At 42.7% G+C, this 14,740-nt stretch carries 12 protein-coding genes; 7 read left to right on the forward strand and 5 right to left on the reverse strand.

Annotated elements, in window-relative coordinates; genetic code table 11:
* Nucleotides 1-134 precede the first annotated feature (134 nt).
* From ACSBOP_RS04925 to ACSBOP_RS04950, 6 genes are all read left to right on the forward strand, one after another.
* Entirely contained in the window at nucleotides 135-1,004 is an 870-nt protein-coding gene (locus tag ACSBOP_RS04925) for an FMN-binding protein (RefSeq protein WP_442603328.1), read from the forward strand.
* 121 nt (nucleotides 1,005-1,125) lie between these two features.
* A complete protein-coding gene (locus ACSBOP_RS04930; RefSeq protein ID WP_442603329.1) occupies nucleotides 1,126-2,973 on the forward strand; it encodes an FAD-dependent oxidoreductase in 1,848 nt (615 codons plus the stop codon).
* Between the two features lie 97 nt (nucleotides 2,974-3,070).
* Nucleotides 3,071-3,526, forward strand: a complete 456-nt coding sequence (locus ACSBOP_RS04935; protein ID WP_442603330.1) for a hypothetical protein — start codon at nucleotides 3,071-3,073, stop codon at nucleotides 3,524-3,526.
* A complete protein-coding gene (locus tag ACSBOP_RS04940) occupies nucleotides 3,513-4,493 on the forward strand; it encodes a polyprenyl synthetase family protein (RefSeq protein ID WP_442603331.1) in 981 nt (326 codons plus the stop codon). Before ACSBOP_RS04935 ends, ACSBOP_RS04940 begins: the two co-directional genes overlap by 14 nt.
* 93 nt (nucleotides 4,494-4,586) lie before the next feature.
* Nucleotides 4,587-5,033, forward strand: a complete 447-nt coding sequence (locus tag ACSBOP_RS04945; protein ID WP_442603332.1) for a hypothetical protein — start codon at nucleotides 4,587-4,589, stop codon at nucleotides 5,031-5,033.
* Nucleotides 5,034-5,229: 196 nt separating this feature from the next.
* The gene (locus ACSBOP_RS04950; RefSeq protein WP_442604382.1) at nucleotides 5,230-7,455 is read left to right on the forward strand and encodes a 5'-nucleotidase C-terminal domain-containing protein; all 2,226 of its coding nucleotides are present in this window, start codon (nucleotides 5,230-5,232) and stop codon (nucleotides 7,453-7,455) included.
* 253 nt (nucleotides 7,456-7,708) lie between these two features.
* Here the strand turns inward: ACSBOP_RS04950 and ACSBOP_RS04955 are convergent, their stop codons facing one another.
* The 3 genes from ACSBOP_RS04955 to ACSBOP_RS04965 are packed head-to-tail and all read right to left on the reverse strand — an operon-like array spanning nucleotide 7,709 to nucleotide 10,962.
* Complete coding sequence (locus tag ACSBOP_RS04955) at nucleotides 7,709-8,662, reverse strand: NAD-dependent epimerase/dehydratase family protein (RefSeq protein WP_442603333.1); 954 nt, start codon at nucleotides 8,660-8,662, stop codon at nucleotides 7,709-7,711.
* A gap of 27 nt (nucleotides 8,663-8,689) precedes the next feature.
* Entirely contained in the window at nucleotides 8,690-9,982 is a 1,293-nt protein-coding gene (locus ACSBOP_RS04960; RefSeq protein ID WP_442603334.1) for a UDP-glucose dehydrogenase family protein, read from the reverse strand.
* Nucleotides 9,979-10,962: a sugar phosphate nucleotidyltransferase gene (locus ACSBOP_RS04965; protein WP_442603335.1), complete on the reverse strand. Its 984-nt coding sequence runs from the start codon at nucleotides 10,960-10,962 to the stop codon at nucleotides 9,979-9,981. The genes ACSBOP_RS04960 and ACSBOP_RS04965 overlap by 4 nt, the downstream gene beginning before the upstream one ends.
* A 221-nt stretch (nucleotides 10,963-11,183) precedes the next feature.
* On the opposite strand from ACSBOP_RS04965, the gene ACSBOP_RS04970 reads away from it, so the two are divergent.
* Nucleotides 11,184-11,651, forward strand: coding sequence for a hypothetical protein (locus tag ACSBOP_RS04970; protein WP_442603336.1), 468 nt, complete (start codon nucleotides 11,184-11,186; stop codon nucleotides 11,649-11,651).
* Between the two features lie 93 nt (nucleotides 11,652-11,744).
* Here the strand turns inward: ACSBOP_RS04970 and ACSBOP_RS04975 are convergent, their stop codons facing one another.
* Nucleotides 11,745-12,887: a glycosyltransferase family 4 protein gene (locus ACSBOP_RS04975; protein WP_442603337.1), complete on the reverse strand. Its 1,143-nt coding sequence runs from the start codon at nucleotides 12,885-12,887 to the stop codon at nucleotides 11,745-11,747.
* Nucleotides 12,888-12,890: 3 nt separating this feature from the next.
* Entirely contained in the window at nucleotides 12,891-14,618 is a 1,728-nt protein-coding gene (locus ACSBOP_RS04980) for a CotS family spore coat protein (protein WP_442603338.1), read from the reverse strand.
* Nucleotides 14,619-14,740 lie beyond the last annotated feature (122 nt).

Raw genomic sequence — 14,740 nt, forward strand, 5'->3', positions numbered from 1 at the left:
CTTTTTTCTTTACAAAATGCTGATGTATCAATGGGTTGGCGATCTATCAAATAAGTCTGTGATTTTTTTTACATGAGTCACTTGTGAAACATGTTACAATATCCTCAAACATAGAAGCGGGGGGAACATACACAATGAAAAAATTATCGACATTATTTGCTAGTGTATTAATTATCGGTTTGCTTGCAGGTTGTGGCGAAAGTGCTGATAAAGGTGCAGCTGCTTCACCATCTCCATCATCCCAAACTGCTGTTCAAGGTAAATACAAAGACGGCGCTTACTACGCTGAAGGTCAATATGATGAAAAAGGCTTGAAAGGCGCGATTGTACTACAGGTTAAAGGCGGTAAAATTACGGACGTCAACTGGACGGAAGTTGACAAAAAAGGAGGCCCTGATAAAAAAGAGCTTTCCAAAACGGGTAAATACGGCATGAAAGAAAAAGGAAAAGCTCAATCAGAATGGCATGTGCAAGCTGAGAAAGTTGAGAAGTTCTTAGTTGAGAAGCAAGATGTTGCTGCAATCGCTTTAAAAGATGACGAAGGTCACACAGATGCAGTATCTGGCGTATCGATCAAAGTTAAAGACTTCACAGCGCTTGCTGCAAAAGCTCTAGAAGCTGGCCCTGCTAAAACGGGTCCATACAAAGACGGTGCTTACCACGCTGAACAAGCAGCATTTACTGATGGCTGGAAGTACACAGTGGACATGACTGTATTAAATGGTAATATCGTTGCCGTTAACTGGAACGGTGTGAACAAAGATGGCGGCGACGATAAGAAAACTTTAGATAAAGCTGGCAAGTACGGCATGAAAGAAAAAGCTAAAGCGCAAGGCGAATGGTATGAGCAAGCTGAAAAAGCTGAGCAGTTCTTAATGGAAAAACAAGATCCAAAAGCAATTGCGCTTAAGGGTGATGGTAAAACAGATGCAATATCTGGTGTTTCCATTACCGTTAAAGATTTCTTTGAATTAGCGGCAGAAGCGTTGAAGAATGCGAAGTAATAAATAAATCTAGGTACATGATTTGAGTTACTACATTTCAAGCGCAAATACGAGAAAACCGTGTTTGCGCTTGAGGTTTTCTACAAGTCATTTCCTAAAAAAACCCAAGAGGTGAAAAATTGTGAAAAACATCATAGTATTAGGCGGAGGATATGGCGGTGTCCTTACAGCTAAGAAATTAGCTAAGAAATTTAAAAATGACACGGATTTCAAGATCACGCTTATTGATAGAAAACCTTACCACACACTGTTAACTGAGCTTCATGAGGTTGCAGCATGCCGGGTAGAGGAAGATTCCATTAAAATCGACTTGAAGAAAATTTTTGCAGGTCGCAAAGTGGATGTCGTTTTGGATGAAATTCAAAACATCGATTTTAAAGGAAACAAACTTCAATCTGATTCCAAAACTTACAACTATGACTACTTGGTTATCGGTACGGGATGTAAGCCATCTTTCTTCGGTATTCCAGGTGCTGAGGAGCATGCATTCTCACTTTGGTCGTTTGAAAATGCAGTTACTTTAAAACACCAAATCCGTAACATGTTTATGGAAGGAACCAAACAAACAGATCCCAAAGTTCGTGCAGAAATGCTTACCTTCGTGGTAGTTGGTGCTGGTTTTACAGGTATCGAGATGATTGGTGAACTTGGTGAATACAAAGAGCAGCTGTGCCAAGAGTTCTATGTAGACCCATCTGAAGTGCGACTGGTTGTTGCAGATATGGCGCCTAAAATCTTGCCGATCTTGCCAGACAAGTTGATTCAAAAAGCGCAAAAACGTCTAGACAAGCTTGGGATCGAAGTTATTACAGGTACACAAATTAGCGGTGTAACTGAAAACTCCGTCATTCTTGGAGATAAAGGCGCAATCAACTCCAGAACGGTTATATGGACTGCAGGTGTCGAGGGTTCCGATTTAGTTGGAAATCTTGATGTATCTCAGCAAGGCAGAAAACGTATCGTGACAAATGACAAGCTGCAAAGTATTGATCATAAAAACGTATTCGTTGTCGGAGATAACATTTTCTATATCCCTGAGGGTGAAGAAAGACCTGTCCCGCAAATGGTTGAGAATGCAGAACTTGCTGCACCGATCATTGCGAACAACATTCATGCAGACGCTCATAATTTAGCTAAAAAATCATACAAGCCTACCTTCCATGGAACGATGGTATGTATTGGTGGACGCTACGGTGTTGCTAACATCGGTACGGGTAAAAAAATGTTTATGTTCAGCGGATTCTTAGCAATGTTCTTTAAACATTTCATTAATTTGTTCTACTTGTTCCAGGTTGTTGGTTTTAACAAATGTTACTCGTACATGATGCATGAATTTTTCCACGCAAAAAACAACCGTACTTTCGTTGGCGGCTTGTTATCAAAACGTACACCGAACTTCTGGTTAGTTCCGCTTCGGATTTTTGTCGGTGCGATGTGGTTAACGGAAGGACTTAAGAAAATTGGCAAGGTTATGGACGATCCGAACAACATTTTCTTGATTCCAGCCAAAGTAGTTGATGGTGCTTCCGCAGCATCTCAAGCGGTAGAAGGTGCTGCAGGTGCAGCGCATGAAGCAGCAAATGCAGTTGCAGCGCTTCCGGTTCCAGATTTTATCGCAAGTATGGTTAAAGGTACGATGGATTTATTTTTCTACAATGCGGATGGTGGATTTACGGCACTCGCTACTATTTTCCAAACAGGTATGGTGGTCGGTGAAATCGTGTTCGGCTTGATGTTGATCGCAGGCTTGTTCACACCGCTTGCAGCGCTAGGAACGATTGCAATGGGTCTTATGATTTACACATCAGGTATGGCACCTTATGAAATGCTATGGTACATCTTCGCAGCTATCGCACTTATTGGCGGTTCTGGCAGCGTATTATCCCTAGACTACTATCTATTGCCACGCTTGAAGCGTATTTGGAAGAAGATTCCTCTTATCAAAAAATGGTACCTGTTCGCTGACTAATTCAGCTGACGATTTGAATAGACTTTGTTGATCGGAGAGGAGTAATGTGGGCGGTGATTAGCTGTACATTACTCCTTTCTATTCCTAGGGGGGAGACATGATGAAATCACTTAATAATCCGTTGGTTCAAGAAACTATTCAAATGCTGCAGCATGCTTTATCTCAAGAGGCACAAGTTACTTTAACCCCAGATTATCGTGCTGTTAACAATATGGCACAATTGATTGGATCGTACCAAATAGACTGCGCAGAACGAATGCATCTGCTTGGTTGTTTTATCCTGCTTCATATGTCTCTAAATAAACACCATGGATTAAATTTGACAGACGGGCAATTGACAAAACATATTTTGGACGGCGATTACTTGTGCAGTATGTATTATGATTTGGCGCTAAAATGGAGAAACTTTGACCTACTCACTTTTTTAGCTCCTGTACACAAGCAAATTCAGATATCCCGGGTTCAAGGGGACAAAAAAGAATACTTATTGTCTCAACGATTCCAACAATTTTTGACTAAAAGCTATGTGAGGGTGAACAATGAAGCTATCTGAAGCATTAAATATCGATATCACACGAATTGATAAAGAAATGCTTCGCATTGTGAAGCATGACCGCGATGTGCCAAGACAATCAATTATTCAAAAGAGTGTAGCGGATCTGGTTGCATCAGGTGGTAAACGAATTCGTCCTATGCTGGTTATTGTAGGCAGTCGATTTGGACAAGAAGCAAGTAAAGCGCAAGTACTGCAGTTAGCTGCTGCGGCAGAGCTGATTCATGTCGCTTCTCTTATCCATGATGATATCATTGATGAGTCGGATATGCGCAGAGGGCAGCAAGCCCTGCATAAAGCTACAGACGTGAATAAGGCCGTACATGTCGCTAATTACTTAATGGCGCGTGTTGTCGAACTATTAACGAAGTATGGTGAAGATGGGCAGCAATTCATTCAAGAGCTATCGGGTATTACGACAAGCAAGCTTTGCTTGGGGGAGTATCAACAACTTAACAATCAATATAACTATGACATTCCGATGGAAACATATTTAGATAAAAGCAACAATAAAACAGCTATTCTCATGGCAGCTTGTCTGCAAATTGGGGCACAAGCCGCTAAAGCCGATCCCAAGGTCGTGGAGCTTTTGTATGCTTTTGGTGAGAATTTAGGTATGGCTTTTCAAATTAAAGATGATGTCCTTGATTTTACGCAATCCTCTGCTCAATTAGGGAAACCAGCTGGAACAGACTTAATGAATGGGCAAGTAACATTGCCAGTATTATATGCCTTGCAAGATCCAGAGCTTGCCCCCCGCATTCGATCTATTCACGCGGATACAGCACCTGAGGAGACGCAGGATGTCATTAAAGCGATCCGTGAGAGTGGCGTGATGGAGAAGGTCATAGAGCGAAGTGACGTGTATATGGACAAAGCACGCGATATTATTACACAGCTCAATACTTATGAAGCGCATGAAGATTTAGCACATATTTGGCGATATTTTTCCGCGCGCGATCATTAAAAAGATGCTTAAACCTGAATTAGAGTTTAAAGCATCTTTTTCTGTTATAATTTTACATATAATGAGATTGGTATTTTATTGGGGTGAGCGGATTTGGACTTGGGTATTCGCCGTAGGAATTGGCTGCATCTTTGTATTTTCATTGTCGTAGTGGTATCACCTTTTTTCATTGTAAAAGGGTGTGCTGAATCGATTGTAGATCAAATGCAGGCAGATCATGTGGGTACGATTTTTTTGCCGAATCAATATGAAGTCAGTAAAGTGAGTGTTCATGCTCGAGTAATTAGTAGGAAAGGTGATGCAGGAAACAAGAAGATAACTTACATTCCAGATGATATTCAGGAAGTTGGATGGAATAATGATGTGGTCATTTATAAGCAAGTCATCAATCAAGCAACTAAGTACGGGGTGTTAAATACGGTAAATGGTGAAGTGGAAGAGCTGCCAGATCAGACTTCTCTTGAGCGGAAGCTTCAAGAACATCAAATTGTACTGAAAAAAGTTGAAGACCTCTTCCCCGAAACGAAAGGAATTCAATAAGTTTGGTAGTTTTCTTAATAGATTGTGAGTAAAAGGGTTGTTAATTTACCATCAATTGGTCTACAATAAAGATTCACAATAACTTAATATTCAATAGATTTACGGAACATTTCCAGAAAAATAGAATTAAAATGTGAATAACTGTAAGCGCATACTTAATCTACTGTATAAAGGAGACTTACTACAAATGAATCCGATGAAAACGATCCAAAAATGCTTCAGTCTAGGGTTAACCGTTACACTTGCTGCTGCTGTGTTTGCAGGTATTCCAGCTCCAGCTAAGGCTGCCGAGGCTGCTAAGAATGAGGATGTCAAAATCACGCTGCTCGGTACGTCCGATATTCACGGCCGCTTTATGCCTTGGGACTATGCACTTGACGGCGCGAATAAGAATGGAAGTTTAACGCAACTGTTCACCATTATTAAAAAAGTACGTGCCGAGAATCCGAACACGATTCTACTTGATGCAGGAGATAGCATTCAGGATAACTCTGCAGAGCTGTTTAATGATCAACCCAAATCCCCAATGATGGTTGCGATGACTGAAATGGGTTATGACGCTTGGGCATTAGGTAATCATGAGTTCAACTTTGGTCTGAACACACTTGAGAAGATCAGCAGTCAGTATAAAGGACCGATCCTCGCAGGTAACGTTTATAAAACGAATGGCGAACGGTTCTTACCAGCTTCGACTGTGATTGAACGCGCAGGTGTGAAAATTGGAATTATTGGTATGGATACGCCGATGACGGCTGAGTTTGAGAAAGGTACGGATCATGTCGATGGGATCGTGTTCAAAAATCCAGTCGATGAGACGAAGAAAGCCGTAAAAGAGTTGGATGGCAAAGTGGATGCAATGATCGGTCTCATGCACATGGGTCTGGAAAATGAGAACGGTAAACCGGGTACTGGCGTAGCCGACGTTGCCAATGCAAATCCAGAATTAACAGCTATTTTTGCCGGACACATGCACAAACTAGTTAAAAAAGAAGAAGTGAATGGTGTTCTGATTACAGAACCTGATAAATACGGTACGCATATTTCCCGCATCGACCTGACTTTCGCTAAAGAAGGCGGCAAGATGGTACTGAAAAACAAAACAGTTACGGCTTTGCCTGTTAAAGAGGCAGATGGTACAACTGCGGAGTCAGATACAGGACTAGAAGCTACGCTGAAGCCTTTCCACGAATTTGCTCGTGCAGATGCGAATATCGTTGTGGCTGAGCTTAAAGGAATGAACCTTGTTCCGAAAAACGAAATTGAAGGTATTCCAAGTGTACAAATTCAAGAAACACCATTGTCTGACTTTTTCAGCGAAGTGATGCTGCATTACAGTAAAGCCGACGTAGTGGCTCACCAAATCGATAATGACAAAGCGCGCCTAGACGTAGGTCCGATTAAGAAGAAAGACATTGCCTACAACTATCAATTCGCACTTGGCGAAATCACGAACTATAAAGTAACAGGTAAAGATCTAAAAGATTACATGGAATGGGCAGTTGGCTATTTCAACTCCACACGTCCTGGTGATGTAACCGTTAGTTTTGATAAGAAGCGTCGTGCTTCCAAATACAGCACGAATGATTTCTTCGGTGGCGTGAAATATGAGATTGACCTAACTAAGCCTTATGGCGATCGCATTACAAACCTGCGTAAAATGGATGGTACGTCCATTAAAGCTACAGATAACTTAACTCTAGGTATGAATGCTTACAGAATGGAAGCTCTTCAGGCAAAAGGCGGCGCGTTAGAAGGACGTAAGTTCGAACATCCGTGGTCATCTAAAGATGAAAGTGCTTTTGGTGAAACAGGCGGGACGATCCGTAACCGTGCAATTGCTTACCTGAAAGAAGTGAAGAACGGTGTATACGAGCCGAAAGTAATGGATAATTGGAAAATTATTGGTGTAGATACGAAAGCACCTGAGCGTGCAGATGTCGTTGAGTTGATCAACAAAGGTATCCTAAGTGTACCGAAAACAGATGACGGTAAATATACGAACATCGCGTCCATTAACATTACAGATGCAGTAACCAAAGAAGAAGTTACAGAACTCACACAAAAAGCGAAAGTAACTCTTAATCAATCTACTGATGTGAAAACAAAAGGCCAATTCTATCATGAATTAAACGCAGCACTAAAAGCAGCTCCACCTGTTGTTACCGAAGAAAAGAAACCAACAGAAGTAACGACACCTCCAGTTAAACCGGTTGAAGTAGAGAAGCCTGCAGCTGTGCAGCAAGCAACAGTTACTGCATATTCTCTCAATGTTCGTGCAGGAGCTTCATATGATGCTAAGATTTATGCAGCAGTTCCGCAAGGAACGGTGTTGGAAGTTCTAGGTTATGAAAAAGGTTGGGTGAAAGTTTCCTATCAAGGAAAACCTGCTTACGTCGGTCCTTCTCATGTAACGATTCAATAATAACCTAATAAAAAACATTCTATCCGAAGGATGAGTAATCCAAAGAGGCTATCCCCCTTTGGTGTTGCTTGTCCTCTTTTTTTTGACAAAGAAAACTCCCCTTCAAGTAACGGTATATTTATTAAACCTGTCTACTTAAAGATGAGCTGAACAATACGGTCATTATTTACGCGTCCGATCATGGCGATATGCTTGGCGAGGTCGAATTGCAAGATTTGGCGGGTACGATCGTGAATCTTGCCGGCTTGCGCCTTCACAAAAAAGGAGTTTTAAAGAGATCCATCATTTCCGCGTGAAGCCCGCTGCGTAAATCGGTTTTCGGTTGGTAGCCGAGAAGCCTTTGTGCCTTGGAAATATTTGCCCACGTGTGGCGCGGCTCACCAGAGGCTTTGCTCATAAATTGCCTATCTATTTTTTTTGCAAAAAGCTCCTCAAGAATGGCAATGCAATCAAGTACAGATGCACGTTCTTTGCCTCCAATATTGATCGTCTCGCCAATGATGTTCTCCGCATAGACTGCTGCTGCGATAGCCTCCACACAGTCTGCCACGTACGTAAAGTCCCGTGTTTGAAGTCCATCGCCATTTATCGGGATCGGCTTACCTTGCCTGATATGGCTGATAAACTTATGAAACGCCATATCAGGGCGCTGTCTCGGTCCGTAAACGGTGAAGAAGCGCAGAATTACGATCGGGATGCCAGCATGGTGCGCATACACGTTGCACAGCTGCTCGCCTGTTAACTTACTTACCCCATAGGGGGATAGCGGCTCAGTGGCAGCGGTTTCGTGTACTTGGTCCGTTTTCTCACCATAAACGGAAGATGTCGATGCATAAATGAATTTGGTGACGGGATGCTTGCTGCAGCCTTCTAGCAGACGTTGGGTGGCTTCGATGTTATGGGTGACGTAGGTTTTGAAATCCGCCCCCCAGCTCGAGCGTACACCTGGCATGCCAGCCAAGTGGAAGACGATATCAACACCAGGAAGAACCTCATCCCATGGAACCTGCAGCAAATTTTGATTGATGAAAGTGAATCGGTCTTGCGGGAGTAAGAAACGTAGGTTATATTCCCTTACTTTAACGGGAGTTGGAGACTGCTGAACAAACGCATCTAAGCCAATGACTTCGTGTCTGGGATCTTGAAGAAGCTTTTCACAAAGATGAGATCCGATAAACCCGGCAGCTCCTGTAACGAGTATTTTCATTCATAGAACCTCCAATCGTGTCACGGTTTATCTATTTCCAATGCCAAAATAATAATAGCCCAGCTCTTTCATTTTCTTACCATTTAGCATATTTCTTCCATCAAAAACAAAATAATCGTTCATGCTGGCCCGTAATTTAGCCCAATCCGCACCAATATAATCTTTCCATTCCGAACAGAGAAGGATGGCGTCACATTGCTGCAGCGTCATTTCAATGGTATCGAATTGTTGAATTTCTTCAGACAGAAGAGCTGCTGGGAGCGTGGCTACTGGATCATGTACCCTGAGATTTGCTTGCTTCGTTCGCAATTGTTGAATAATGGATATGGACGGGGCTTCTCTTAAATCATCCGTATCTGGTTTGAAGGAAATACCAAGAATGGCAACGGTCTTATGGCTAAATCCTCCCAACTTCTGCTCCCATATGTTCAAATAGTGTGAGGACTGCGTGTCATTGATGTGAATGACCTTTTCGAGAATACGAAGTTCAATCTTCTGCTCTTTCGCTGTGAATAAGAGTGCCTTACTGTCTTTCGGAAAGCAAGAACCGCCGTATCCTATCCCAGCCCTTAAGAAATGGGGGCCAATCCGGTGATCCATGCCCATTCCCGCAGTGACGTCGGAAACATTGACCTCCAGTGTTTCACATAGTCTTGATAATTCATTTACATAGGAAATTTTCGTAGCCAGGAAAGCGTTCGATGCATATTTAATCATTTCTGCTGTTCTAGGCGTGGTTATGAAAATGGGTGCTGTCAGTTTGGCATATAAGGATACGATGACATTTGCAGCTTGATCATTATCGCTTCCTATAATAATGCGATCTGGATTCAGTGAATCATAAAGCGCGCTGCCTTCACGTAGGAACTCAGGGTTGGAGACAACATCGAACGGATAGGGATGATCCTGTGATTCTTTGATCCAGTCGACAACTTTACGGTTTGTTTCTATAGGAACTGTGCTTTTCACAGTAATGATTTTATAGTCATCCATGTAGGTTCCGATACTTTTGGCTGCTCCGCGTACGGCTTGAAGATCAGCGCTTCCGTCTTTGTCAGAGGGGGTACCGACACATAGGAAAATGATTGAGTTTTCACGTATTGCTGTTTCGAGTGATGTGGTAAAGCTTATTTGCTGGGAGGCCAAATGCTTCGCTAATACGAGGTCCAGCCCTGGTTCATAGAATGACAGCTTGCCCTTGGACAATTCCTGTATTTTCATCGTATCCGTATCTAACCCTGTCACATTCCATCCTAATTCGGCGAATACTAATCCTGTCGTAACACCGACATAACCCATTCCCATGATTAAAATGTTCATTTTCGCTTGCCTCCGTCCTCTTGAACGAACATCGACTGTGGACTAATAATCGAGTTTGTCATCGGATAGTGGTGAGGATTCAGAATGGCGTACTCCAATATGATGCTGTTCTCTAATGTACAGCTTTCGAGTCTGACATTAGGTCCAATCGTCACATAAGGTCCAATCACACAATTAATTACTTCCGCACTAGGGTCAATACAAACAGGAGGGATTAACGTTGTTCCTTCGTAATCTGTACGATTTGTAAGTAATCCATCTTCTTCCATCAACTGCAGCATCCACATGTTCGCACCTAACCAGCCCTCCATCGTGCCGACATCTGAGAAATTTTTATCTGTCATTTGATAAGCCACTGAATAGTGTTGATGGATCAGCCATTGAATGGCATCCGTAATTTCGTATTCGCCTCTGGCGGAAGGACTAATCGCATGAACCGCTTTAAAAATACTAGGTGTAAACGCATAGCCCCCCAGAACCGCAAGATCAGACTTGGGCACGGAAGGCTTTTCTTCGAGTCCAATAATATGATCTCCATTCACTTCGGCAATGCCAAAATCTTTCGGATTGGTCACCTTTCTTAGAAGAATAGCTGCATCATGGTTATCATGTGTTATTGCGTGACATAAGCCATGCAAATCTTGCGTAATCAAATTATCTCCAAGAAGCAGCACGAAAGGTTCGTCATCTATGAAAGACTCGGCATATTTGACAGCATCTGAAATACCCAAAGGATTATTTTGGAATATATATATAATGTTCACACCCCATCTCTCACCAGACCCTACTTCCTCTATAAACATACTGTGGAGATTAGGCCGGATCACAATGCCGATCTCGTTGATGCCTAGTTCCACTAGTTTTTCGATTCCATAGTAAATAAGGGGTTTATTCGCGACTGGAAGCAGACCTTTAGGTTTTATATTGGAAAATGGTTGGAGTCTAGTACCTTTGCCTGCACAGAGAATTAATCCTTTCATTAGCTTTTACCTCCTTCGACATTATTAATTTATGATGAAAATTATGAAATGGAAGGGCGATTAACAGGGAAAATACGCTGATATGTAGTTGTTTTGTTGATATTCGCTGATCAGGACAAACATAATCCGCCAATCTACTCTATTAAAAGCCTAAGCAGGGGGTACGAAAAATCATAGTATACATGGAGACAATATATGTTTCTAAATTTAGGGTGAGAGGAATGGTTATTTTGCAAAATCTAGACAAATTGGTCGACTATTTAAAGGGGAATGAAGACGTTGAAAAGATTTCGTTGGAATATTTAAACGGAGACAAAAACAAAGTTAATTTGGCCGACATTAATGATCTCATGACAGACATTGATTGGGACCAAGTTGATGAAGTTGAGGTTGAGCTTCCAGACGGATCAAAATTGGAGTTTGGTGAAGTGGATGAAGAGGACGAAGTGGACGAAGAGAACGAAGAAGACGAAGAGAACGAAGAGGAAGAGGACTCAGTAGAAGAAGAGTCAGAAGAAGATGACGATGACAACGACGATGACGATGACGATGACAACGACGATGACAACGACGATGACGACGACGATAACAACGACGACGATGACGACGATGACGATGACGACGACGACGATAACAACGACGACGATGACGATGACGACGAAGACGAAGAAACAACCGAAGAAGTATAAGTAGAAACGGACGATCGCTTGCAAAGAAGGCTGTCTAGAAGTAGATCTATCTACTTCAGGACAGCCTTCTTTGCAAATAATGCATAGGTTTCACTATCTTTGTTCCCAGACAGAAAGGATTTCCTGGGCAACACGGTTCCATGTGAAATTGCTTTCTGCCAGTCTGCGGCCGTTAAGACCCATCTGACGTGCATGACCTAGGTCAGATAGCATCGTATTCAGCTTTTGTGCGTATTCCTTCGGGTCTTCCGGGTTATTAATGAGCAAGCCGTTATTTTTCATTACAATTTCTGGATTACCGCCTCTTGCTGTTGTGAGGAAAGGAAGACCAGCGGCCATGGCTTCGTAGTGTACTCTAGCTAAAGGTTCCTGCCAGATGGACGTACACACAAATACATCTCCTGCACAGAACCAACGGTGAACGTCCTGCGCCTGGACATAGCCGGTCGTAATGACCGGTATTGGTGATCGTTCAGCAAGCGCTCTAACATAAGCTACATAATCACTTACTGTGTTGTCGCTGAACCAAGAGCCACCTACAACGACAAGGACAGCATCCGAATGGATTAATCCTGACATTGCACGAACTAAAACATGAGGTCCTTTGTTGCGAGTCAGCCGCCCAACGAACAATATGACCTTTTTGGAGATGAGGTTGTATTCCGCTTTAAGGCTCTCACGGGCTCTGCGTACACTTTCTGACTCCATCCACGGAGCAAAGCGATCTAAATCAACACCGGAGTAAATCGGTTTAATTTTACCTGCTGCATGAGGATAGAACTCACAGATGGCATTTCCAATATAATTACTGATGGTAATAATACGCTCTGTTTGATCTATCACCGCATTTCCTTCGCTATGCTTAATCTTAAACGGATTGAACATATCGTTATGCATGCTCAAAATAATGCGAGATGTTGGCGCAACATTTCGAACAGGTAGGACCAGCAAGGGGCGGTTGAAAATATGAATAATATGATAGTATTCGGAATTACTTTCTAGGAATTGGAGGACTCCCGCAGCGTATTCTTCAAGTAAACCTTCTGATTTAACGCGCACATAACGAATACCATTTACAACTTCATCATTTGGTAAAGCAGGGTCCGTTCTTCCAAGAATGGTAATTCTGTGATGTTTATTTAACAGCGAGGCTACACCGTCAATATAGGTTTGGATAGCTCCCCCCCGAATGTTGGGAACAGGCAGCTTTTCTGTACAAATCATCAGAACGTTCACAAGTTACCAGCTTCCTTTCTCAGGCAGTCCTCTTACTTGATTGATTCTGCCTTTTTTCAACAATGGAGGTGCCACTTTCTTAGACCGTTGTGCTAGTTGTGGCTTTTTTCGAATAGGCTTTGCTACCTGTTTAATAGGCTTCGTTACATGTTTAATAGGTTTCTTAAGCCCTAGCTTTTTCTTCACTTGTTTCTTCTTTGGACGGAGTAAAGGCTTAACCTTTCTCTTAGCAGGCGACTTTCGGAAGCCCCCGATAATTTTGACACGTGATCCACTTTTCCATTTCGTTAGTTTCTTTTGTTTTTTTCGTTTTATATCGCGAACTTTTTTAACGATTTTGGTTTTTTTGGCTGTGCGCCGTTTAGGTAATGGTAGTGTAATTTTCTTTCGTCTGACTGTTGGAAGTTGGATCAGCGTAGGCCCAGAATCTGCTGCCATAGGCAATTGGAAAGCAGGCATTATCGGTATCGTAGGCGCAGGTGGGCTGGAAATAAACTCAGAGGGAACCGAAATACGGTCTGACGGAGGTGCATCAGAATAAATAGGAGTCCACAAGTCACCTGGAAGAACAACAGCTGGGCGCCAGATAATCTCAGGTTCGACTGTTTCCGTCGAGTAGTCACCCGCAGGGTAATTCATCTTATCCTTCTCTAGTTCAGATAAAGCCTGCCATTTGCTCGGCTCTGTTGTCAGGACTCTTTGAAGAATCGCCGCTAGATCTGTCTCAAGGAATTCTAGAGGGTTGAACACAATTTCTTTGACATGCTTGTAGAATTCGTTTGGAAAAGCCATATCAATCCACAAAATTTCAAAAGTTTCTTGATCAATTGGATTGGCTTGATGGTAAGCGTCAATCATGCCACGGATCCAGGTCAAGTCCCAGACCCCCATATCGTCCATCGTGCTTGTAATCAACTTGCGTAAATCACGAATCGGCAGATCGTAGGCAACGCCATCTAAATCGATGACCCAGATACCGCCAGGTCCCATCTGTCCATTCGACCAACCAAAATCCTGATGGGCAAGTCCCCAGTGGGCTTCACCTTTGGCAATCATACGAGGGTAAGGGGAGTTTTGGAAGCGTTGATAGATGTCGTTGGCCTGTCGCTTGAATTCATCAATGACAGCAAGTAAGCTTGCGCTTGCTGCTGTTTCCGAGTAGGCCAGGGCGAGATCTTCGAACCAGCCAATTTTGGCAATAATTTTTTCATAATATTTGCCCCAGCCGTAGATGCGCGAGGATTTCTCTGATCCGCGGGGTGGAACATAACCTTTGGAATTTTTATGGAATTCTCCCAAGCCAAAACACAGCTGTGAAGCTCCTTCCAGATCGATTTTCGATACTGGGACCAGGGGTTCGATCCAGTCTGTAACGATCCAAAGCTTTCCACCAGCTTCAATACTCAGATTGCCTTCCTTCGTCGGAATGAAGGATGGAACTCGGTAACCTAACTTGGACATGTATTCTTGAGCTCCTACACTGAAAAGACTTCTTCTGGGCCGCCTATGCAAACATTTTATACTGAGATTACCCTTGTCTGTGCCGATTTTCCAGATAGCTCCTCCTTTGTCGGGCTTGGAGGTAATCAAGAGCATTTCATAGACCTGCATGTCATAATGGGTCATGACCTCTCGTGCCAGCATTTCTAACTCGGGAGGAACATACTGTTCAGCCACGATTCCTGGGGATAAGACGTCATCGATCCAAGGAACGATTTGATATTTCTCCACCACCATCACTCCATAAATTATTTTAAAGTGAGTTGTACGATTCAAGCTCTTACAGATCATATAAACCAGAGTTGGTTTATCTATTTCTATGCATATGTCATTTGGCGAAAGGTTGATATGTA

Source organism: Paenibacillus sp. KN14-4R (assembly GCF_052180255.1).
GTDB lineage: Bacteria > Bacillota > Bacilli > Paenibacillales > NBRC-103111 > Paenibacillus_AM.